This window comes from Pectobacterium jejuense (genome assembly GCF_026800125.1).
Classification (GTDB): Bacteria; Pseudomonadota; Gammaproteobacteria; order Enterobacterales; family Enterobacteriaceae; genus Pectobacterium; species Pectobacterium jejuense.
Map to the genome: position 1 here is coordinate 115,083 of NZ_JAPQKX010000007.1, position 22,674 is coordinate 137,756.

The window sequence follows — 22,674 nt, forward strand, 5'->3', positions numbered from 1 at the left end:
TTTATCCCCAAACAGGATTACCGTTAACAAACGTCTTGAGAATGTGATAGTCACGGTCAAAGACGGTCAGGTTGGCCACTTTACCGCTTTCAATACTGCCTAACTGCTTATCCACACCGATGGCACGCGCAGGGTAGAGCGTTGCCATCCGAATCGCTTCATCCAGCGCGATGCCTGCGTGTTCGACGCTATTACGCACAGCCTCGATCATGGTCAGTGCCGAACCGCTTAGGGTGCCGTGTTCATCGACACAAATGCCATCACGGTAGTATATGGTTTTACCAGCAAAAATGAACTGGTCAATATCCGCGCCGGCCGGTGCCGTTGCGTCGGTAACCAGCACCAGCTTATCGCCCTTGATACGTTTACTGTTGCGAATATTGGCCCAGTCAACGTGTCGTCCATCCGCGATAATACCGCAATAGACTTCCGGAGCGTCGTAAATCGCGCCGACCAATCCGGGTTCGCGGCCAGTCAGATACGGCATGGCGTTGAACAGGTGGGTAGCGAAACGAATACCGGCGGCAAAACCCTGTTTCGCCTGTTCCCAGGTGGCGTTGGAATGCCCGGCAGAGACGATAATGCCCGCGGCCGTTAGCTGACGGATAACCGACGGTTCGACTTCTTCCGGTGCCAGCGTGACTTTCGTAATGGCATCTGCGTTGGCGCACAGGAAGTCGACCAGCTCCTGCGTGGGCTTGCGAATAAAGGCAGGGTCATGCGTGCCTTTCTTTAGCACATTCAGCCACGGACCTTCGAGGTGCAGCCCAAGCGCCTGATGCTTATTCTGCGCCAGCCAGTCTCTCGTCACGTTGATGCTGTGCTTCATAAATGCATCGCTGGAGGTAATCAGCGTAGGTAAAAAACTGGTACAGCCTGAACGCTCGTTCGCCTGCTGCATGATCTCCAGCGTTTTGACGGAGATCGTGTCCAGCGAGTCGTTGAACTGCACGCCGCCGCAGCCGTTCAACTGAAGATCGATAAAGCCTGGGGCGAGGAACGCACCGCTCAGATCGTGTTGTTCAATGTTGGCAGGAAGCTCGGCAAGTGGGCAGACTCGCTCGATCAGCCCATCGGCAATCACGACGGCGTGATTATCCAGAATCTGGTGGCCAGTGAAAATCCGGCTATGGGTTAACGCGTACATCATCGACTCCCGCATCGGTTAGAGATTTTTCATACTTTCCGTTTCTAACTCACGGAAATATTTAACGGTTTTTACCTTCAGTTCCATTGTTGAAGGCTCGTCACAAACCATGATGGCTTTGGCGTGAAGTTGCAGACAGCTGATGGTCCACATATGGTTAACGTTACCTTCTACTGCAGCCTGTAGCGCCTGCGCCTTGTTACGACCGGTCACCAGAATCATCACTTCTTCGGCATCCAGCAGCGTACCGACGCCCACGGTCAGGGCAAATTTAGGCACCAGACTGACGTCCCCGCCGAAGAAACGGGAATTGGCGATACGGGTTTCTTCCGTCAACGTTTTGATGCGGGTTCGGGAGGCCAGAGAGGAGGCGGGTTCATTGAAGGCGATATGTCCATCATTGCCCACGCCGCCCATGAAAAGATGAATTTTCCCGTAGGACTTTATTTTCTCTTCATAACGGCGACATTCTGCTGTGGTGTCTTCTGCGTTGCCGTTCAACAGGTTAATGTTTTCACGCGGAATATCAACGTGGTTGAAGAAATTCTGATGCATGAAGGTATGATAGCTTTCCGGGTGATCGGTCGGCAGGCCGACATATTCATCCATATTGAAGGTGATGACGTGTTTGAAGCTCACCAGTCCCGCTTTGTGCATGGCGACCAGCGATTTGTAGGCTTCCAGTGGTGAACTGCCTGTCGGCAATCCCAGAATAAAAGGGCGCTCTGCGCTGGGCTTGAAAGCGTTAATCTTCTCAACGATGTGGCGGGCAGCCCATTTTCCGACGTCGGCGGCGGTGGTTAAAGGAATGAGTCTCATCGGCGCTCTCCTGATTTTTAGTGGAATTAAATATGTTATCGGGCAAATCGCGGCAGTTGCGCGTTTTGTCTATGCATTAAAATTAGTCTACTCCGTTTTTTTTAATCTTGAAATAAGTTGGGGTTTTATTCAGGTATAAACTTTTTGTATGCAGTTTTTTGGTGATTTTTATCACATAATTACGGGGTTTAATTTGTGTAGCGAATTATTTTTCTTACACTCCCCCTAAGAACTACCGCTGCCACGTTTTTTCGACAATGACGTTTTCGACAGCGGCGTTCTTCGGCAGTGAAATTTATTGGCAGGTTTGTTTGCCCCACAACATTTCATTACCTCGCAAAGGTAAGAGAGGGAAAAGTGAGTACTCTGAGCTATTTACAAAAAGTCGGTCGGGCATTGATGGTGCCTGTCGCGACGCTGCCTGCTGCCGCTATCCTGATGGGGATAGGTTACTGGATTGATCCGGTTGGCTGGGGAAGCGAGAACGCGTTGGCGGCTCTCCTCATCAAATCGGGTGAGGCGATTATCGGGCATATGGCCGTGCTGTTTGCCGTTGGTGTCGCGTACGGTATGTCGAAAGATAAAGATGGTGCGGCGGCATTGACCGGTTTTGTCGGTTATCTGGTGCTGACCACGCTGTGTTCACCGGCCGTTGTTGCCATGATCCAACGGATCCCCGTTGAACAGGTACCTGCTGCATTTGGCAAGATTGAAAACCAGTTCATCGGGATTCTGGTCGGCGTCATGTCCGCCGAACTGTATAATCGCTTTAGTCAGGTAGAGTTGCCTAAGGCGCTGTCGTTCTTCAGTGGACGCCGTTTGGTCCCGATTCTGGTTTCTTTCCTGATGATTCTGGTGGCGTTCATTCTAATGTACGTCTGGCCGGTGATTTACAATGCGCTGGTGTCGTTCGGTGAACACATTCAACAGCTGGGTTCGGTTGGCGCTGGGGTTTATGCCTTCTTTAACCGTTTGCTGATTCCTGTTGGATTGCACCATGCGCTGAATTCCGTGTTCTGGTTTGATGTCGCGGGTATCAACGATATTCCTAACTTCCTGGCTGGCCAACAGTCTATCGACTCTGGCAAAGCAGTGGTGGGGATCACCGGACGTTATCAGGCGGGCTTCTTCCCGATTATGATGTTCGGCCTGCCGGGTGCTGCGCTGGCGATTTATCACTGTGCACGCCCTGAGAACAAAAGCAAAGTGGCTGGCATTATGCTGGCGGCGGCATTTGCCTCTTTCTTTACCGGGATCACCGAACCGCTGGAATTCTCCTTCATGTTTGTTGCGCCGGTGCTGTATTTCCTGCATGCGCTGCTGACCGGTTTTTCCGTCTTTATCGCGGCCAGTATGCATTGGATTGCCGGTTTTGGTTTCAGTGCAGGTCTGGTGGATATGGTGCTGTCCTCGCGTAATCCGCTGGCCACTCAGTGGTACATGCTGCTTGCTCAGGGACTGGTCTTCTTCGTCATTTACTATGTGGTATTCCGTTTTACCATCACTCGCTTCAATCTGTTAACGCCGGGGCGTGAGTTGGCTGTGAGCGGTAGCGAAGCCGATGGCTATGACGTGAGCACTGCGTCTGCGGGTGAGAAATCAAGCGATGCTGTGACGCTGGCGCGGGGCTATTTGCAGGCGCTTGGCGGAAAGGCCAATCTGACTGGCATTGATGCCTGTATCACACGTCTGCGTTTGAACGTGGCTGATTCCTCTCTGGTTGATGATGCACAGGCAAAACGTCTTGGTGCGGCGGGCGTTATTCGTCTGAATAAGCAGAGCGTACAGATTGTGGTAGGCACACAGGCTGAATCGATAGCGACCGCGCTGAAAGCAGAGTATGACAAGATATAGATGACAAGGCGTAATACGACGATGTTGATCGTTTAACGCGGTGTTATACCGATGAAATGCATAGGGCGAGATAGCAATCTCGCCCTTTTTTTTCGTTATGAATAATTAAATGAAACTAACGGTTGTTTCCCAGCGTAGCTTGTTGGATCATTGTCGGTTATACGTCGTTTTAGCATTGAGGAATGAAGAATGAGTGAGGCTGAAGCCCGCCCAACCAACTTTATCCGTCAGATTATCGATGAAGATCTGGCGTCCGGTAAGCATGACCATATTCAGACGCGTTTCCCGCCAGAGCCGAACGGCTATCTGCATATTGGGCATGCGAAGTCTATTTGCCTGAATTTTGGTATCGCGCGTGACTATCAGGGGCAATGCAACCTGCGTTTTGACGACACCAACCCGGTAAAAGAAGACATCGAATACGTTGAGTCGATCAAACGCGACGTCGAGTGGCTGGGTTTTTCATGGAGCGGCGACGTTCGCTATTCTTCTGATTATTTCGATCAACTGCACGCTTATGCGGTTGAGCTGATCGGTAAAGGGCTGGCTTACGTTGATGAACTGACGCCTGAGCAGATCCGCGAATACCGCGGCACGCTGACGGCACCGGGCAAAAACAGCCCTTACCGCGATCGTACCGTGCAGGAAAACCTGTCGCTGTTTGAAAAAATGCGTAACGGTGGATTTGCGGAGGGTACAGCCTGTCTGCGTGCAAAAATCGATATGGCATCGTCCTTTATCGTGATGCGCGATCCGGTTCTGTATCGCATTAAATTTGCCGATCATCACCAGACGGGCAATAAGTGGTGCATCTACCCGATGTATGACTTCACCCACTGCATTTCTGATGCGCTGGAAGGGATCACACATTCGCTGTGTACGCTGGAATTCCAGGACAACCGCCGTCTGTATGACTGGGTGCTGGATAACATCACCATTCCTTGCCATCCGCGTCAGTACGAGTTCTCTCGTCTGAATCTCGAATACGCGATTATGTCCAAGCGTAAGCTGAATCAGCTCGTGGTGGAAAACGTCGTTGAAGGATGGGACGATCCGCGTATGCCGACCATCTCTGGTCTGCGTCGTCGTGGTTATAGCTCAGCCTCTATCCGTGAATTCTGTGTGCGCATCGGCGTAACGAAGCAGGATAACAACGTGGAAATGGCCGCGCTTGAGTCCTGTATCCGTGACGACCTGAATGAGAACGCTCCGCGTGCCATGGCGGTGCTGGATCCGGTCAAAGTCGTGATCGAGAATCTGTCAGCCGAGCATGAAGAGTTTGTCGCGATGCCAAACCATCCGAACAAGCCAGAAATGGGTTCACGTCAGGTCGCATTCAGCCGCGAAGTTTACATCGATCGTGCTGACTTCCGTGAAGAAGCCAATAAGCAGTACAAGCGTCTGGTGCTGGGTAAAGAAGTGCGTCTGCGTAACGCTTATGTGATCAAAGCAGAGCGCATTGAAAAAGACGAGCAGGGTACTATCACCACGATCTACTGTAGCTATGATGCGGAAACGCTGAGCAAAGATCCGGCTGACGGTCGTAAAGTAAAAGGCGTTATCCACTGGGTTTCTGCGGCACACGCGGTACCAGCAGAATTCCGCTTGTACGATCGTCTGTTCAGTGTGGCAAACCCGGGTGCGGCGGAAGACTTCCTGTCGACGATTAATCCAGACTCACTGAAAATTACGCAAGGTTTTGTAGAAGCGAGCCTGGCGCAGGCAGAAGTAGAGAAAGCGTATCAGTTTGAGCGTGAAGGCTATTTCTGTGCTGACCGCGTTTACTCCAGTGCAGAACATCTGGTGTTTAACCGTACGGTTGGGCTACGTGATACCTGGGTAGGCTAAGGCCACCGGTAAGAAGACAAAAATAAAACCGCCTCGGCGGTTTTATTTTTTTATGCGGTCGATTTATCGTGTGGAATCGTGCAGGGTTTCGTCCTCTCGGCAATCCCCTTCACTGCAATGCCCATAGAGATACAGACTGTGGTTGGACAGCTTGATGCCGTGTCTTTCTGCGATTTCACGCTGACGTGCTTCGATGTATTCATCGCGGAATTCAATGACTTTGCCACAGTCGAGGCAAATTAAGTGATCGTGATGATGCTGCTGCGTCAATTCAAAGACGGATTTGCCACCTTCGAAGTTGTGACGGGTTACGATACCCGCATCATCAAACTGGTTGAGTACGCGATAGACGGTAGCAAGACCAATCTCTTCGCCCATATCAATCAGTTTCTTATATAAATCTTCCGCACTGACGTGATGGCAGACAGGGTCCTGTAACACTTCCAGTATTTTCAGTCTTGGAAGAGTGACTTTCAGGCCGGCCTTCTTTAATGCGGTGTTGTTGTCAGTCATGCGGGTTTAATCCTGTTGCTTACTTATCAATGGAGGCTGCCTAGCCTATGACATCGGTCGGCTCAAAAAATGCAAAAGCGTCTCAATTATAGAACCGCGCATACAAAATGAAAACAAGGGAATGTTAACAATATTGTCCCCATTCACACTATTGGTATACAACGCAATTCGTTGTTGATGAATGAGGAAATGATGATGCACATACAAAGCCGATGGGATTATTGTACAGGTTTACTGATAGAAGTTAAAAAAATGTATCAATTATTATGAAAGGTTTTACCTATCAATGCTGTTTCGGCTCTGATAGGGATTATCAGAGCCGAAATGGCTTAGCCAACCAGTTCTTTCAGGTTCAACTCATCGCTGATCTGTTTCACCCACGTTGTTACGCGTTCGCTGGTCAGTTCAGGCTGACGGTCTTCATCGATAGCCAGACCGATGAAGTGATTGTCGTCTGCGAGTCCTTTAGAGGCTTCAAAGTAATAGCCCTCTGTTGGCCAGTGGCCGACAATCGTCGCGCCGCGCGGCTCAATAATGTCGCGGATGGTGCCCATGGCATCACAGAAGTACTCTGCATAGTCTTCCTGATCGCCGCAGCCAAACAGGGCAACCAATTTTCCTGTGAAATCCACTTCCTCCAGCGACGGGAAGAAGTCATCCCAATCGCACTGAGCTTCACCGTAATACCAGGTTGGAATACCCAGCAGCAGAATATCGAAACCTTCGAGGTCTTCTTTGCTGCTTTTGGCGATGTCATGAACATCAGCGACGTTGGTGCCTAACTGCTGTTGAATCGTTTTGGCGATGTTTTCAGTGTTGCCAGTATCACTGCCAAAGAATATTCCGATGAGTGCCATGAATTGAATAACCTCTTGATTCCTAATGGTATGGTGTAATGTTTCACCCACTTATCTGTTAATAATAACAGACACTCACATCGGGAGAAACTCGTATCGGTAAGGATGCGTAAATCAAGAGCGTGTGGCATGCGAAGGTGAGTCAGGAAACGAAACGTATCTCTGCTTGAGGCTAAATTCCCCATAATGAATAGGGATTATGTTATTGTCTGGGATTACGCACACATTTCCTTAATATAATTGCGGTTATATATTTGCAACGACGTTTCATTTTTTATGAATGTATTTTTTATTTCATTGTTTGTTTCAATTGTAATTAAAAGCAGACTTCTGTTTGTGAGGAATAAAAATCACGGAACGGTACATTGCTATTCGTGGGAATTAAAGTACTTACAAAAGATAATGTTTTTATAGAATTGAACGTTTGTAACATTTCGCGGGAATATTCTTAATGAATGGAAATAAGAATTATAACCATTTGCAGCTGAAACGATGCAAGTGTATAAGGGAAGGTTTTATTCTTTTGATGTTAAAGAATAAAATGAAATTTCATCCAAATTGCCTTTTCACCTAATCGCATATTCATACCAACTCACGCAGGACGTGGGTAAGCGATGTATTCGTTTGCAAGCCTATGATTAAAAGACTTATATCTATAAAAATAGGTGCGCTTATTCTCAGTATGAAAAATTATATTAAGAAATATAGCGAGAACGCTAAATATTCTCTGTGTTTAGCCGATGAGTTAGCGTGGTTTTTGTGTTTTCAACTCGGTGAAATTTGAACGCTAGGGAGAAGTGACCTGTTTCATGGTGTGAATTTTCTGATTCATATCGGTTGATTAGCGATAAAAATCTTTTTAACCATTTTCCTGATTTGGAGTGAGCTATGAAACTTATAAAAAATATTGCCATCAGAACCGCTATGCTATGGGTACTGGGCATTTTTTGTGTTCTTTGGGGTGGCGTATCGATATATACCATGTTCTCTTTTAAAGAGATGACGGCGACCTCGAAAACCAGCACCTTGCTGGTTCAGAACATGAATTTTATCAACCAGGGCAACGATCAATATTTCCGTATGGTAACCCGTCTGGCGCGTGCAGTTGACGCCCGTCGCAGCGGTGATAATGCCACAGCAGATAAAGAGCAGGCTTCTGCACTTGTCGCGCTGAATAAACTGAAATCTGATTTGGTGGCGTTTAATGCTATCGATCATGCAGGTCTGGATGCTGCGCTGGTACAGGCCGTTAGCCGTGACTGGGATAATCTGGTTATCCAAGGCGTTGAACCCCTTTACCAGAAGGCCGCTGCCAATGCGCTGGATGACTACCAAAATCAAGCCAAGAACGTTGTGCCACCATTGAGCCGCCAGTTTGGCGCCTCTCTCTCCGCATTCAGTAACGCCAGCGCAGAGAAATTCGATGCCGCCGGTGTTCGTTTTGAACAAATCACCACGATTGGACAGAACATTTTGCTGAGCGGGTTGATTATCGGCCTGGTCATGCTGTTCCTGACCGACCGCTATCTGGTGGTGTGTCTGGTTCGTCCGTTAAACGATCTGCGCTATCACTTTAGCGTGATTGCTTCCGGCCACTTGGGCAAACCGATTCTGGACTTTGGTAATAACTGCGTCGGTCGCCTGTTCCCACTGCTGCGTGAAATGCAGGGGAGTTTGGCCAGCACGGTTAGCACGATCAGAAACAGTACGGATTCCATCTATCAGGGCGCTTCTGAGATTGCCGCGGGCAACAACGATCTGTCTTCACGTACCGAAGAGCAAGCTTCCGCGCTGGAAGAAACCGCGGCGAGTATGGAGCAACTGACGGCAACGGTGAAACAGAACGCCGAAAACGCCAACCACGCTAGCCAACTGGCATTACAAGCCTCGACAACGGCGAAGAAGGGCGGTGAAATCGTTGAGAATGTGGTGAAAACCATGGCGGAAATCTCCGGCAGCTCGAGAAAAATCGCAGAGATCACCACCGTGATTAACGGCATCGCGTTCCAGACCAACATTCTGGCGCTGAACGCGGCGGTAGAAGCAGCGCGTGCGGGTGAACAAGGGCGTGGTTTTGCCGTAGTAGCGGGAGAAGTACGCAGTTTGGCGCAGCGTAGTGCGCAGGCAGCGAAAGAGATTGAAGGACTGATTTCTGAGTCTGTTCGCTGTGTGGATACCGGCTCCAATCTGGTTAGCGACGCGGGTGACACCATGCAGGATATCGTCCGTGCGGTGACTAACGTGACGGATATCATGGGTGAAATTGCGTCGGCATCGGAAGAACAAAGCAAAGGGATTGCGCAGGTTGGTCAGGCCGTGGCGGAAATGGACAGCGTAACGCAGCAAAACGCCGCGTTGGTTGAACAGGCCTCGTCAGCAGCCTTGTCGCTGGAAGAGCAGGCGGCGTTGTTGAACCAGACTGTGTCGCTGTTCCAGCTGTCCGATACGCAGTCAGGACTGCAAGTGGCGGCAAAACCGGTGTTGAAAACTCCGGTGATTGCCCCGCGTGCGGGCAAAGCGCTACCGCCCAGTAACGACAATTGGGAAAAATTCTAAGCGTCGTTTTAATCTGAGAGAGCGTGTGTAATCTTGGGTGAATGTTCAGGCGGCGTCAGAAATGGCGCCGCACAAGATGTGAATACCTAAGCGATTAAAATACAAGGTTATTTAAATACAACGTTATTTAAATTCTACGTTATATAAATATCAGGTTACGTCAATCAGGATTGCTGTTCGGCCAACTGCGCCAGCAGCATCTCTTCAATCAATTCACTGCGGCTAATGTTCCGCTCTTCAGCAAGGCTGTTCAGGATATCGACGGCGTCGCTGTTTATCTTTAATTCAACACGGCGCAACCCACGAACTTTATCGCGACGTAGTTGATTACGCTTGTTGATTCTTAGTTGTTCGTCACGCGTGAGCGGGTTGGTCTTGGGGCGGCCCGGACGACGCTCGTCTGCGAACAGATCCAGTGTGGTGCGATCCGTTTGTTCTTTTGCCATAAGTAATGATACTGCAAGGTATTCGGACCAAAATACGCGGCGCTGTCCGTCTTGTTCAAAAGATAACACCGATGCCTGTTCTCATCCTGCTACAGGATTGTCAGGTGGCGGTTTTCTATCTGTGAAACATGTCGGGAAGTGATGCGTGCATTTTGATGAAGTGGTTACAATGCTTGTGGCTGAATCAGCCGTCCCTCTACTGCGGGCGCCATCATACCCTAGCCGCACTGGCGGCGACAACGGTTAACTGCCGTCGTTATCATGAATCCGCCAGTGTCAGTGTCGTCTGGTTAATTCGTGTCCAGAAAACGGTGGGTAGCGCGCAAAACCGCATCGGGTTTTTCTGAGTGAACCCAGTGTCCAGCACCGCTGATCACATGCGCACGCGCCGCCGGGAATTGACGCAATAGCGAATCGCGGTAGGAATCGTCCAGATAGGGAGAATCGCCGCCGCGAATGAAGAGGATGGGCCCTTGCCAAGCCGGAACCTCTTGCCAGCCGACGATGTTTTCGTACTCATCCCACAGCACCGGCACGTTAAAACGCCACTCTCCCTGTTGGAAGGATTTCAGCAAAAACTGAATCACGCCGTCTTCCTTTATGTGCTGGCGCATGAGTGTTGTCGCTTCTGCGCGTGATGTCACGCCCGCTTCTGTTACTGCACGCAGTGCGGCAAAGATAGTGTCGTGGCGGCGCACCTGATAATCCACCGGCGCAATATCAATCGCGACCAGCTTGTCCAACCGTTCGGGAATGAGCGCGCTGAGCGCCATCGCGACTTTCCCGCCCATTGAATGCCCAATCACGATAGCGCGTTCGATGTTCAGTTCATCCAGTAATGCCAGCACGTCCTGCGCCATCGCGGGGTAGTTCATCTGCGATGAACGCGGCGACAAACCGTGATTACGTAAATCGATTTGCAGAATGTCATGCGTGTTTTGCAAATCCCGTCCCAATACGCCAAGGTTATCTAATGTACCAAACAGGCCATGAATCAGGACGACAGGGAGCTTATCTGTGGGCTGGTGCGCATTTTGCCAGCGATGATTCAATTTCATGGTGAAGTTCATTCAGAGAGACAGGGGCTTAGGGTATCATGACTTTAGAATCAATGTTGTCACCGAAGGGACTCGTATAGTCACTTGAATAGATGTGAAAGGCATTGGGGCATAGTCTGACTTTTGCTATTGTCCCACTATGCCGCTGTTCGATAATGTTTGAACGCCTGTATAATCCTTTTGATTTGAGTCATCTACCCATAGATACCGGGTTACAGAAGGGAAACGGCTCTGTAATTTGCATGATAATGGGTAAAAACAGCACTGGATAAAGATGAAAACTATTGAAGTCGACGAAGAGCTTTATCGTTATATTGCCAGCCACACACAGCATATTGGTGAGAGCGCATCAGATATTTTACGGCGCATGCTGAAATTTACCGCTGGGCAGCCTGTCACTACGCCCGCGGTAGCGGCTGTTGCAACGACGACGACGTCTCAGCCTGCCGCTGCACCGAGCCCGCGCGATCGGGTACGAACGCTGCGTGAGCTGCTGCTGTCGGATGAATACGCTGAACAGAATAAAGCTATCAACCGCTTTATGCTGGTTCTGTCCACGCTGTATACCTTATCGCCGCAGGAATTTGCTGCCGCGACAGAATCTCTGCATGGCCGTACACGCGTCTATTTCGCGGGCGACCAGCAAACGTTGCTTCAGCATGGCACACACACCAAGCCCAAACATATTCCGGGCACGCCATACTGGGTGATCACCAACACGAATACCGGTCGTAAGCGCAGCATGGTTGAGCACATCATGCTGACGATGCAGTTCCCTGCGGAACTGACAGAAAAAGTGTGCGGCACTATCTAATTACCTATTAACCACTTATCTAACTACAGCGTTAGGGAGAAGCCCAATGGCTAATCACCCAAGGGCCGGACAGCCTGCCCAGCAGAGCGATTTGATTAATGTGGCACAGTTAACGTCACAATATTATGTGCTGCGCCCGGAAGTCGGCAACACAGCGCACGCGGTGAAATTCGGTACGTCTGGCCATCGCGGTAGCGCGGGGCGTCATAGCTTTAATGAACCGCACATTCTGGCGATTGCGCAGGCGATTGCAGAAGAGCGTAAAAAGCAAGGCATCAGCGGCCCGTGCTATGTCGGTAAAGATACGCACGCGCTCTCCGAGCCGGCGTTTATCTCCGTGCTTGAGGTGCTGGCTGCCAACGGCGTGGATGTGATCGTGCAGTTGGATAATGGTTTTACCCCAACGCCTGCGGTGTCTAACGCGATTCTGGTTCACAATCGTCAGGGCGGTGCGCTGGCGGACGGTATTGTGATTACGCCGTCCCACAACCCGCCTGAAGATGGCGGGATCAAATATAATCCGCCAAACGGTGGCCCAGCAGATACCAACCTCACCAGCGTGATTGAGACGCGTGCTAACGCGCTGCTGGCAGATGAACTGCGTGACGTGAAGCGCATTACGCTGGATCAGGCGTTGAACAGCGGACACGTCCATGAACAGGATCTGGTTCAGGCCTATGTCGAAGGTCTGGCTAGCGTGGTGGACATGGCAGCGATCCAACGCGCCGGTCTGAAGCTGGGGGTTGACCCACTGGGTGGTTCCGGTATTGCCTACTGGCAGCGTATCGCAGAGCACTACAAGCTGGATCTGACGCTGGTGAACGATGCCGTCGATCAGACATTCCGCTTTATGTCGCTGGATCACGACGGCGTAATCCGGATGGATTGCTCGTCAGAATTCGCGATGGCTGGACTGCTGGCGTTGCGTGACAAATTCGATCTGGCGTTTGCCAACGATCCTGACTATGACCGCCACGGTATTGTCACGCCTTCCGGGCTGATGAACCCGAACCACTATCTGGCGGTGGCGATCAACTATCTGTTCCAGCATCGTCCACAGTGGGGACAGTCTGTTGCTGTCGGCAAAACGCTGGTATCCAGTGCGATGATCGATCGCGTCGTGGCAGATTTGGGCCGTAAGCTGGTGGAAGTACCGGTTGGCTTCAAATGGTTCGTTGACGGTCTGTATGACGGCAGCTTTGGCTTCGGCGGTGAAGAGAGCGCAGGGGCATCTTTCCTGCGTTTCGACGGCATGCCGTGGTCGACGGACAAAGACGGCATCATTCTGTGTCTGCTGGCGGCGGAAATTACGGCCGTAACGGGTAAAAACCCGCAGCAGCACTATGATGAGCTGGCACAGCGCTTTGGCGCGCCGAGCTACAACCGTATTCAGGCATCCGCGACGCATGCGCAAAAAGCCGTGCTGTCCAAGCTGTCGCCTGAGCAGGTATCAGCCAGCACGCTGGCGGGCGATCCGATTACTGCACGCCTGACCGCTGCGCCGGGCAACGGGGCATCGATTGGTGGCCTGAAAGTGATGACGGAGAACGGCTGGTTTGCTGCACGTCCTTCCGGTACGGAAGAAGCCTACAAGATCTACTGTGAAAGTTTCCTCGGGGCGGAACACCGCGAGCGAATCGAGAAAGAAGCGGTAGAGATTGTCAGTGCGGTACTGGCAACAGCTAAATAAGTGAAAAGGCGCTGCTTGCAGCGCCTTTTTTAATCTTGTACGGACAGAAAACGCAGAACGCCTTTATCCCAACGCGACCAGCAGCGCTCCGACGGAAATCAGCGCCACGCCAGCTCCCGCCATCAGCGAAATTTTTTCTCCCAGCAGTATTACTGCCAGCACGACAGCGAAGACCACGCTGAGCTTATCGATCGGCGCGACCTGTGCGACGTTACCGTTCTTCAATGCGACAAAGTAAAATAGCCACGACAGCGCACCTGCGACGCCGCTGAGCACAATGAACAACAGCGCTTTCTTATTGGCGACAACCTCACCGACCAGTGCCAGTTTGCCCTGTGCGACCACCACTCCCACCAGAAAAAGTGCCATGATGACGGCACGAATCGCGGTCGCCGTATTGGCGTCCAAGTTTTGCAGACCGATCTTGCCAAATATCGCGACCATCGCGGCGCACACAGCAGACAGCAAGGCGTAAATTAACCAACTACTCATGACGGCGTATTCCTGAAGAAAAGACAGGCACGTACTGCGGGAGATGTTCTCCACGGACGTTGCCTGATACAGAAATGTGATTTTACGGCATAAAACGATAGCCGATAGCGGTTTCAGTCAAGAGATGGCGCGGTCTTGCCGGATCGCTTTCCAGCTTCTGGCGCAGGTGCCCCATATAAATGCGCAAGTAGTGGCTGTGTTCGACGGCATTCGGCCCCCAAACCTGCGTCAGGAGCTGACGTTGTGTCAGCACTTTCCCAGGGTTGGCGAGGAGTGTTGCCAGCAGGCGAAATTCGATGGGCGTCAGGTGCAGTTCCTGACCGTCACGATTCACCTGCCGATTGAGTAAGTCGACGGTAATATTACCGAAGTTCACCAGCGGCGTTTCCTGCTGTGTATTGCTGTGGCGACGCAGCGCGACGCGCAGTCGTGCCAGCAATTCGCCGATACCAAATGGCTTGGTCAGGTAATCATCGGCACCCGCATCCAGCGCGTCTATTTTATCCTGCTCGTCGGTGCGGGCAGACAGCACAATCACGGGCAGGCTGCTCCACTGGCGTAAATCGCGGATGTAGTCGATACCGTTGCCGTCTGGCAGACCCAAATCGAGAATAATCAGATCGGGTTTACGCGTGGCCGCTTCCAGCAAGCCGCGCTGCATCGTTTCGGCGTCAAACACGCGACAGCCTTCGCCTTCCAGCGCTTGACGAACAAAACGACGGATCTCTTTTTCATCTTCAACGATTAAAATAGTGGCCTGCAATGGATTCAGTGCTCCTCAATATCTTCCGGTTCGAGATCCGGCGGTGCCGATAGCGGTAGGGTGAAATGGAAAGCTGCACCGCCGCTTTCCGCATTCGTTGCCCAGATACGGCCGCCGTGAATTTCCACAATTGCCCGACAGATCGCCAGTCCCAGCCCCACGCCGGGAATCGATGACTCTTTGTGACCACGGGAAAATTTATCAAAAATCATGCTTTCCTGGCCGTGCTCAATCCCCGGGCCATTGTCCTGCACGATGATTTCCAAAGCGTTTTCCTGCGCAGCGGGCTGCGAGGCTGTGTTCTCTGCAATAAGGTTTGTGGGAATCACGCTCGCCGAAATCACGATGGTGGCCTGCTCTCCGGCGTACTTCAGCGCATTCTCCAGCAGGTTAATGAACACGCGTTCCATTAGCCCCGCATCACAATAAACCAGAACCATCTCATCAGGTAGATTAACCTGAATGGTGTTTTTCGCCAGTGCGCTTTCCAACTGCTGCAGAGCACTGCCGATGAGTTCCTCCGGCGTTTGCCACTCTTTGCGCAGGTTAAAGCCGTCCGACTGAATGCGCGCCATATCGAGCAGATTATTCACCAGCCGCGTGGTGTTTAAAATATGCTGGCGGATCTGGTTGGCCTGCTGAGCATAGGGCGACCCTTCACTTGCCAGATTCAACGTCAGAATCTCGGCCTGACCAAAAAGGACGGTCAGCGGTGTGCGGAGATCGTGTGAAAGCGCGGCAAGCAGCGAGTTACGCAACTGCTCACGTTCGGCATCCAGTCGGGCATTTTCCGTGCTTTGCATCAGATGCAGACGCTCCAGCGCGTTGGCGATCAGCACGGTAAAGGTTTCCAGCAGCCGCTGCTGTTCGGGGATCATCAACTGGCGGGCGTTATTGGGCTCGATTGCCAACACGCCGAAGATTTGCTGCGTGGTGGCGAGCGGCAGAATCTGATACGACACGCCGGGCAGGGTGGACGTTCCCGCTCCGGCCGGCGCGCGATGATCGAAGCTCCAGCGGGCGATAGCCCGATCGACAATCAGCTGCTGGCCGTCCCGTGCAGGCTGCGCAAGTTCGGGCGACGTATGATGCAGGCTATCGGCGAGCAAAACCGCGATTCTGGCCTGAAACGTCGTGCTGAGAAAATGCTGGCTAGCTTCGACAATATCGGCGCTGGACAGGCTGCGGTTCAGCGCTTTGGACATCTCATACAGATGGCGGACGCGCTGCTCGCGATAGCGGGCGACTCTGGCCTGATAGCGCACGCCAGCGGTCAGATTACCGACCAGCAGGCCGACGCCAAGCATCACGGCAAAGGTGACCAAATATTGTGCATCCGACACGGCAAACGTGCCGCGCGGCAGAATAAAGAAGAGATCGAAACTGGCGACGTTGATGACGGCGGCGAACACCGACGGCCAGCGACCAAAGAAGAGTGCGACGATCACCACGGCCAGCAGATAAATCATCACCAGATTGACTGGCTCCAGCATGGCAAACGGCGACCACGAGGCGACTAGGGTGATGAAGGCGCACAGCAGCGTGGCGAGCCCACAGCCAAACAGCTGCATACGCCATTTTTCTACCAGCCCGCGCGCATCCGGCGTTTTAATTGGTGCGGCTGGTGCGTCATCCTGCACGGCCACCACGACCAGATCGAGATCCGGCCCCAGCCTGCCGAGTCGTTCGGCAAAGCGCGTGCGCCACCACCAGCCGAAGCGCTGATCCACATGGCGACCAATAACGATTTTGCCGAGGTTGTGCTCACGCGCATAGCGCAGGACGGCAAGCTCTTCGTCGGGTTCAGAGAGCGTAACCGTTTCTGCCCCTAAATCCTGTGCCAGCTTGAGCGCCCGCAAAATGGCGCGCCGCTGCGGTTCGGGCAAGCGGTGCAGACGCGGCGTTTCGACATAAACGGCGTGCCAGGCGCTGCCCAACCGTGCCGCCAGCCGCGCGGCCGTACGCACCAGCTTTTCATTGCCCGTACCGTGGCCGATGCATAACAGAATGGCATCGCGCGTATGCCAGACCTGTTCGCGTCCTTTTCCGGCACGCATGGCGCGCATCTGATCGTCAACCCGATCCGCCATACGCCGCAGCGCCAGTTCACGCAGGGCGATCAAATTGCCTTTACGGAAAAAATTCTCGACGGCACGCTCGGCCTGAAGCGGCAGATACACTTTGCCTTCATTCAGGCGCTGTCGCAGATCGTCCGGCGGCAAGTCCACCAGAATGACTTCGCTGGCCTGATCGAATATCGGATCCGGTACAGTTTCCCGTACGCGAATCCCCGTGACGCCGCCGACCACATCGTTCAGGCTTTCCAGATGCTGAACGTTCACCGTGGTAAAGACATCGATACCGGCATCGAGCAGTTCCTGCACGTCCTGCCAGCGTTTTGGGTGGCGAGAGCCGTTTACGTTACTGTGCGCCAGTTCGTCGATCAGAATCAGCGCCGGACAGCGCGCCAGCGCCGCATCCAGATCGAATTCGACAGTATGGCGACCGTGGTGGCGAAAATGCTTGAGCGGCAGCAGCGGCAACCCCTCCAGCAGCGCAGCGGTTTCGCTACGGCCGTGGGTTTCTACCACGCCGACAAGAATATCCAACCCCTGCGCCCGCAGCCGCTGGGCTTCCTGCAACATGGCGTAGGTTTTCCCGACGCCCGCGCAGGCACCAAAAAAGATTTTCAGCTTACCACGCGGTGGCGCACCGACCTGAGCCAGCAGGCTATCGGGATCCGGGCGACGATCTTCACCGTCAATCATGTTCTATCCCTTATTAGCGCGGCCTGAACAGTCGTCAGGCCGCAGCAAAGACGGCGGGGAGTCTGGCTCCCCGTATATACCCTAAATAATTCGAGTTGCATGAAGGCGGCAACCGCGCGAATCCCCAGGAGCTTACACAAGTAAGTGACTGGGGTGAGTAAGGGCAGCCAACGCACAAGCAGCTTGAAGTATGACGGGTATGATGATTAATAGTAACGCACTGTCGATTAAGGCAGGCCTTTTTCCTTATCCAGCGCCAGATTCAGCAGCAGGACATTGACCGCTGGCTGCCCAATGAACGCGGGCTTACTCGTTTCGGTAAAGCGATCGATCAGTTGCTGTACCTGTTGGAGCGACATTCCTCTGGCCTGCGCAATGTAGAGTGCCTGATAGCGTGCGGTTTCTGGGGATATCTGCGGATCCAGCCCGCTGCCGGATGCCGTCAACAGTTCAGTTGGCACCGGCTGCTGATTGCCAACTAGCTGATGCCAGCGAGCGGCGCGTTCACCGATCTGTTTGTCCAGCGCCGGGTTGCTGGCGGCCAGATTGCTACCGCCGGATGCCAGCGCGTTATAAGGCGCATCTGACGTGGCGGACGGACGCCCCTGAAAATAGCCCGCCCGACTGAATGACTGCCCGATCAGGGATGACCCCACGGCGGTATTCTCACGGTAGATCAGCGATCCGTTTGCCTGTGTCGGGAACAGCCACTGTGCCAGCACCGTTGTCAGCAGCGGGTAGGCCAGACCGGTAACCAGCAGCAATAATAAGAATAAAAACAATGAAGAACGTAAATAGCGCATACCCGTCAGTCCTTAAGCCAGATTCAGCCCAGTCAGCAACATATCAATCAGCTTGATACCGAGGAAAGGCACCAGCAGCCCGCCAAGACCATAAATCCACAGATTACGGCTTAACTGCGCCGCTGCGCTCATGGGTCGATAGCGAATCCCTTTGAGCGCAAGCGGGATCAGAAACACGATAATCAGCGCATTGAAGATCACCGCCGACAGCATGGCTGAGGTGGGTGAGTGCAACTGCATCACGTTGAGCGCATTGAGCTGCGGATAGGTGGCGGCAAAAGCGGCCGGGATAATGGCGAAATACTTCGCCACGTCGTTGGCGATACTGAACGTCGTCAGCGAGCCGCGCGTCATCAGCATCTGCTTACCGATGTGCACGACTTCGATCAGCTTGGTTGGATTGGAGTCCAAATCAACCATGTTGCCCGCTTCCTTTGCTGCCTGCGTGCCGGAGTTCATGGCTACCGCCACATCGGCCTGCGCCAGCGCGGGAGCATCGTTCGTGCCGTCGCCAGTCATCGCCACCAGCCGCCCTTCGGCCTGATACTGGCGAATCAGTGCCAGCTTGGTTTCTGGTGTTGCTTCCGCCAGAAAATCATCGACGCCGGCTTCTGCGGCAATCGCCGCTGCCGTGAGCGGGTTGTCGCCGGTGATCATCACGGTTTTGATCCCCATACTGCGCAGCTCGGCAAAGCGTTCTTTGATGCCGCTTTTCACGATATCTTTCAGTTCCACCACGCCAAGCACGCGCTTACCTTCCGCAACAACCAGCGGCGTCCCTCCGCTGCGTGCGACGTTGGAGACTGCTTCTTCAACCTGATGCGGGAAGTCGCCGTTGTTCGCTTCAATGTAGCGGCGCAGAGCATCGACGGCACCTTTACGAATGGTGCGCTGACCAACATTGACACCGCTCATGCGCGTCTGAGCCGTGAAGGGGACAAAAGTCGCGTCCAGTGAGCTGAGATCCTGATCTGCCAGATTAAAGCGTTGCTTCGCCAGCACTACGATGCTGCGGCCTTCAGGCGTTTCATCGGCTAAGGAGGCAAGACGCGCGGCGTCAGCCAACGCCTGTTCGGTCACACCCGGCGCGGGTAGGAAAGCGGAAGCCTGACGGTTGCCCAGCGTAATCGTGCCGGTTTTATCCAGCAGCAGAACGTCAATATCGCCCGCCGCTTCGACGGCACGCCCGCTGGTGGCAATCACGTTAGCTCCCAGCATCCGGCTCATCCCTGCTACGCCTATAGCCGACAGCAGGCCGCCGATGGTGGTGGGAATCAGGCAGACGAGCAGGGCGACAAGTACGGTCACGCCGACAACATCGCCGCTGTGATTCGCCTGTACGCCGAACCAGGAGAACGGGTAGAGCGTGGCCGTTACCAGCAGGAAGATAAGTGTCAGCTCGATCAGCAGAATGGTCAGTGCGATTTCGTTCGGCGTTTTCCGACGCTGTGCGCCTTCGACCATGGCAATCATCCGGTCGAGGAAGGTTTCGCCGGGATTGACGCTGCACTGAATCACCAGCCAGTCAGACAGCACGCGTGTGCCGCCGGTGACGGAGGCGAAATCGCCGCCGGACTCGCGAATCACTGGCGCGGACTCCCCGGTGATGGCGCTTTCATCGACGGACGCGCCGCCCTCCAACACCTCACCGTCGCACGGAATGGTTTCACCCGCGCTCACCAGCACGATATCGCCCTTGCGCAGGCTATCGGCCGACACCGATTCCGAACTGGCATCGTGATGCGGGGCAGAGAGCTTGTTAGCCCAACTGGTTTTTTTGACGCCTTTGAGCGCGTTGGCCTGCGCTTTACTGCGACCTTCCGCCAGCGCTTCGGCCATGTTGGCGAACAGCACGGTAAACCACAGCCAGAGTGATACCAGTCCGGTAAACATGGCGTTTCCTTCCGTTTTACCGGCCAGAATAGCCAGCCAGACGAGGGTCGTCAGCATACTGCCGAGATACACCACGAACATGACTGGGTTGCGCCACTGTATGCGCGGATCGAGTTTCTTCAGCGCATCTTTCAGCGCCGAGCGGATTAACGTTCTATCAAACAGCGCTTGCTGTTTACGTTTGCCAACGTGGCGGGAAGCCTCGCTCTGCTGGGCAGAGATCGGTTCCTGTGTTGCTTGATGATTCATCGTGTGACGAGTCATAAAAAGTCTCCAGCCTTAGTGAGTCAGGCCGAACTGTAAATGTTCAGCGACTGGCCCTAACGCCAGTGCAGGGATAAACGTCAGTGCGCCAATCAGCAGAACGATGGCGATGAGCATGCCGATAAACAGCGGACTACGAGTAGACAGTGAGCCTTTGCTTTCCGGCTGGCGCTTTTTCACGACCAGCGAACCGGCGATAGCCAGCACGGGAATCATGACGGCAAAGCGGCCCAGCAGCATGGCGACAGCGAGCAGAACGTTATAGAACGGCGTGTTAACGCTCAGGCCAGCAAATGCGCTGCCGTTGTTGTTCGCGGCGGAGGACACGGCATAGAGCACTTCGCTAAAGCCGTGTGCGCCGGGATTCAGAATGCCGCTGCGTCCGGCTTCCGTACTCAGCGCCAGCGCGGTGCCGAGCAGCACCAGTGCGGGCGGAATCAGAATCGCCAGCGCCGTCATCTTCATCTCATAGACTTCGATCTTTTTGCCCAGATATTCCGGTGAGCGACCAATCATCAGGCCAGCAATAAAGACGGTCAGAAGGACGAACAGCAGCATGCCGTACAGGCCAGAACCGACACCGCCGAAAACAACTTCACCAATCTGCATCAACCACATGGGAACCATGCCGCCGAGGGCGGTGAAGGAGTCGTGCATCGCGTTTACCGCGCCCGTCGAGGTGGCCGTGGTGACAACGGCATACAGGCTGGACGTCAGAACGCCAAAACGCGTCTCTTTGCCTTCCAGATTTGCGGCGCTGTCCGCGCCTAATGCCAGCAGATGCGGGTTACCGTTGATCTCCATTTTCATCACCACGGCAGCGGCGACGATAAAAATCAGCGCCATCGCCCACAGCAGCGCGTGGCCCTGACGCTTGTCGCTCACGGCTTTGCCAAAGGCGAAGCACAGCGCGGTAGGGATCAACAGGATCGCCAGCATTTGCACGATGTTGCTCAGCGCGGTTGGGTTTTCAAACGGGTGCGCCGAGTTGGCACCAAAGAAACCACCGCCGTTGGTGCCCAGCAGTTTAATCGCTTCCTGTGAGGCAACCGGCCCCATCGGCAGCGTTTGGGCTGCGCCGTCCAACGTGGTCAGATGTTGGTAAGGCAGCAGATTCTGCAACACGCCCTGGCTGACAAAAAACAGCGCCAGCAGCAGAGACAGCGGCAGCAGCACATACAGCGTGATACGAAACAGATCGAGCCACGCGTTGCCCAGCGTGTCGACACAGCGACGGGAGAAGGCGCGGATTAACGCGAAAGCCACCGCAATGCCGCTGGCGGCGGACAGGAAGTTTTGTACCGTTAAGCCAACCATTTGGCTCAGGTAGCTCAGCGTGTTTTCACCGCTGTAAGCCTGCCAGTTGGTGTTGGTGGCAAAGCTGATTGCCGTATTTAACGCCAAATGCCACGACAGCCCCGGCATATTTTCTGGGTTAAGCGGCAGAACCCCCTGCGCCATTAACAGGATAAACAAGACGACAATGCCGATCAGGTTAAGCGTCAGAATAGCCGCCGCATACTGCTGCCAGCGCATCTCCGTCGTATCGAAAGCGAAAAGGCGCGCCGTTCCCGCTTCAAACTTTTGCAGGATCGCACCCGTTTCGCCCTCAATCAGACGGGCCAGTCCGCTGCCCAGCGGCTGAGCGACGATCAGCACGGTAAGTAGCAGACCAAAGATCAGTAGAAAAGCGTCAGCGGCCATTAGAATTCCTCCGCCTTCAACAAGGCATAAACCAGATAGGCCAGTAACAGCAGCACGAGCAGGCCGCCTAAGACGATGCTAAGCGTCACAACACACCTCCAGAACAAAATAGACAGCGTCAGAGTAGGAAAACGCAGGAAAAGAAGGTGCAAATTTCCCGTCTGCGGGCGTAAAAAAAGTATAAAAATGGGATGAAAAGTAGGCGGTGGAGGCTATAAGGGCGTTATGGCGTCAGTAAAGCTGTAGGTGGCGAGAAGCGGGTACTGAGGAAAGGGAATAAAGTGATCCAATCTAAAAACCATAAATTAACTAATGGTAAGTTTATTTTTAACGTTGTTGTAACTTAATAACGTAATGACGAAAAAATTGGCGATTATTTCATCTT

The 22,674-nt window shown here is 53.3% G+C and carries 18 protein-coding genes; 5 read left to right on the forward strand and 13 right to left on the reverse strand.

The window, feature by feature from the left end:
- Position 1: 1 nt before the first annotated feature.
- Positions 2-1,147: an N-acetylglucosamine-6-phosphate deacetylase gene (gene nagA / locus NXT09_RS14265; RefSeq protein WP_268580202.1), complete on the reverse strand. Its 1,146-nt coding sequence runs from the start codon at positions 1,145-1,147 to the stop codon at positions 2-4.
- A gap of 18 nt (positions 1,148-1,165) precedes the next feature.
- The gene (nagB, locus tag NXT09_RS14270; protein ID WP_095994017.1) at positions 1,166-1,966 is read right to left on the reverse strand and encodes a glucosamine-6-phosphate deaminase; all 801 of its coding nucleotides are present in this window, start codon (positions 1,964-1,966) and stop codon (positions 1,166-1,168) included.
- A 357-nt stretch (positions 1,967-2,323) separates the two neighbouring features.
- On the opposite strand from nagB, the gene nagE reads away from it, so the two are divergent.
- Both nagE and glnS read left to right on the forward strand, forming a co-directional pair.
- Entirely contained in the window at positions 2,324-3,820 is a 1,497-nt protein-coding gene (gene nagE, locus NXT09_RS14275; protein WP_268580098.1) for an N-acetylglucosamine-specific PTS transporter subunit IIBC, read from the forward strand.
- A 189-nt stretch (positions 3,821-4,009) separates the two neighbouring features.
- Positions 4,010-5,668, forward strand: a complete 1,659-nt coding sequence (glnS, locus tag NXT09_RS14280) for a glutamine--tRNA ligase (RefSeq protein ID WP_205552614.1) — start codon at positions 4,010-4,012, stop codon at positions 5,666-5,668.
- A 63-nt stretch (positions 5,669-5,731) separates the two neighbouring features.
- Here the strand turns inward: glnS and fur are convergent, their stop codons facing one another.
- Positions 5,732-6,181 (reverse strand): ferric iron uptake transcriptional regulator, encoded by a 450-nt coding sequence (fur, locus tag NXT09_RS14285; RefSeq protein WP_010285452.1) that lies wholly within the window; start codon positions 6,179-6,181, stop codon positions 5,732-5,734.
- A 329-nt stretch (positions 6,182-6,510) separates the two neighbouring features.
- On the reverse strand, positions 6,511-7,038 hold the full coding sequence (gene fldA / locus NXT09_RS14290; RefSeq protein ID WP_010285453.1) for a flavodoxin FldA: 528 nt from the start codon (positions 7,036-7,038) through the stop codon (positions 6,511-6,513).
- Between the two features lie 888 nt (positions 7,039-7,926).
- On the opposite strand from fldA, the gene NXT09_RS14295 reads away from it, so the two are divergent.
- Positions 7,927-9,594: a methyl-accepting chemotaxis protein gene (locus NXT09_RS14295; RefSeq protein ID WP_240584808.1), complete on the forward strand. Its 1,668-nt coding sequence runs from the start codon at positions 7,927-7,929 to the stop codon at positions 9,592-9,594.
- A 164-nt stretch (positions 9,595-9,758) separates the two neighbouring features.
- On the opposite strand, the gene ybfE is transcribed toward NXT09_RS14295, so the two are convergent.
- Both ybfE and ybfF read right to left on the reverse strand, forming a co-directional pair.
- Positions 9,759-10,040, reverse strand: a complete 282-nt coding sequence (gene ybfE, locus NXT09_RS14300; RefSeq protein WP_010285457.1) for a LexA regulated protein — start codon at positions 10,038-10,040, stop codon at positions 9,759-9,761.
- 290 nt (positions 10,041-10,330) lie between these two features.
- The gene (gene ybfF, locus NXT09_RS14305; RefSeq protein WP_119874785.1) at positions 10,331-11,098 is read right to left on the reverse strand and encodes an esterase; all 768 of its coding nucleotides are present in this window, start codon (positions 11,096-11,098) and stop codon (positions 10,331-10,333) included.
- Between the two features lie 274 nt (positions 11,099-11,372).
- Between ybfF and seqA the strand changes: the two genes are divergently transcribed.
- Positions 11,373-11,912 (forward strand): replication initiation negative regulator SeqA, encoded by a 540-nt coding sequence (seqA, locus tag NXT09_RS14310; protein ID WP_039472538.1) that lies wholly within the window; start codon positions 11,373-11,375, stop codon positions 11,910-11,912.
- 46 nt (positions 11,913-11,958) lie between these two features.
- A complete protein-coding gene (gene pgm, locus NXT09_RS14315) occupies positions 11,959-13,602 on the forward strand; it encodes a phosphoglucomutase (alpha-D-glucose-1,6-bisphosphate-dependent) (protein ID WP_268580100.1) in 1,644 nt (547 codons plus the stop codon).
- A gap of 63 nt (positions 13,603-13,665) precedes the next feature.
- Here the strand turns inward: pgm and NXT09_RS14320 are convergent, their stop codons facing one another.
- The 7 genes from NXT09_RS14320 to kdpF form a co-directional block, all read right to left on the reverse strand.
- Positions 13,666-14,094 (reverse strand): EamA family transporter, encoded by a 429-nt coding sequence (locus tag NXT09_RS14320; protein ID WP_010309405.1) that lies wholly within the window; start codon positions 14,092-14,094, stop codon positions 13,666-13,668.
- An 82-nt stretch (positions 14,095-14,176) separates the two neighbouring features.
- Positions 14,177-14,857, reverse strand: a complete 681-nt coding sequence (gene kdpE, locus NXT09_RS14325) for a two-component system response regulator KdpE (protein WP_127156208.1) — start codon at positions 14,855-14,857, stop codon at positions 14,177-14,179.
- A gap of 5 nt (positions 14,858-14,862) precedes the next feature.
- Positions 14,863-17,625, reverse strand: coding sequence for a two-component system sensor histidine kinase KdpD (gene kdpD / locus NXT09_RS14330; protein ID WP_268580101.1), 2,763 nt, complete (start codon positions 17,623-17,625; stop codon positions 14,863-14,865).
- 227 nt (positions 17,626-17,852) lie between these two features.
- Positions 17,853-18,428 (reverse strand): potassium-transporting ATPase subunit KdpC, encoded by a 576-nt coding sequence (gene kdpC, locus NXT09_RS14335; RefSeq protein WP_268580102.1) that lies wholly within the window; start codon positions 18,426-18,428, stop codon positions 17,853-17,855.
- Positions 18,429-18,440: 12 nt separating this feature from the next.
- Positions 18,441-20,585, reverse strand: coding sequence for a potassium-transporting ATPase subunit KdpB (gene kdpB / locus NXT09_RS14340; RefSeq protein WP_268580103.1), 2,145 nt, complete (start codon positions 20,583-20,585; stop codon positions 18,441-18,443).
- Between the two features lie 15 nt (positions 20,586-20,600).
- Positions 20,601-22,289, reverse strand: coding sequence for a potassium-transporting ATPase subunit KdpA (gene kdpA, locus NXT09_RS14345; protein ID WP_268580104.1), 1,689 nt, complete (start codon positions 22,287-22,289; stop codon positions 20,601-20,603).
- Positions 22,289-22,378: a K(+)-transporting ATPase subunit F gene (gene kdpF, locus NXT09_RS22595; RefSeq protein ID WP_039290783.1), complete on the reverse strand. Its 90-nt coding sequence runs from the start codon at positions 22,376-22,378 to the stop codon at positions 22,289-22,291. Before kdpF ends, kdpA begins: the two co-directional genes overlap by 1 nt.
- Positions 22,379-22,674: the final 296 nt, after the last annotated feature.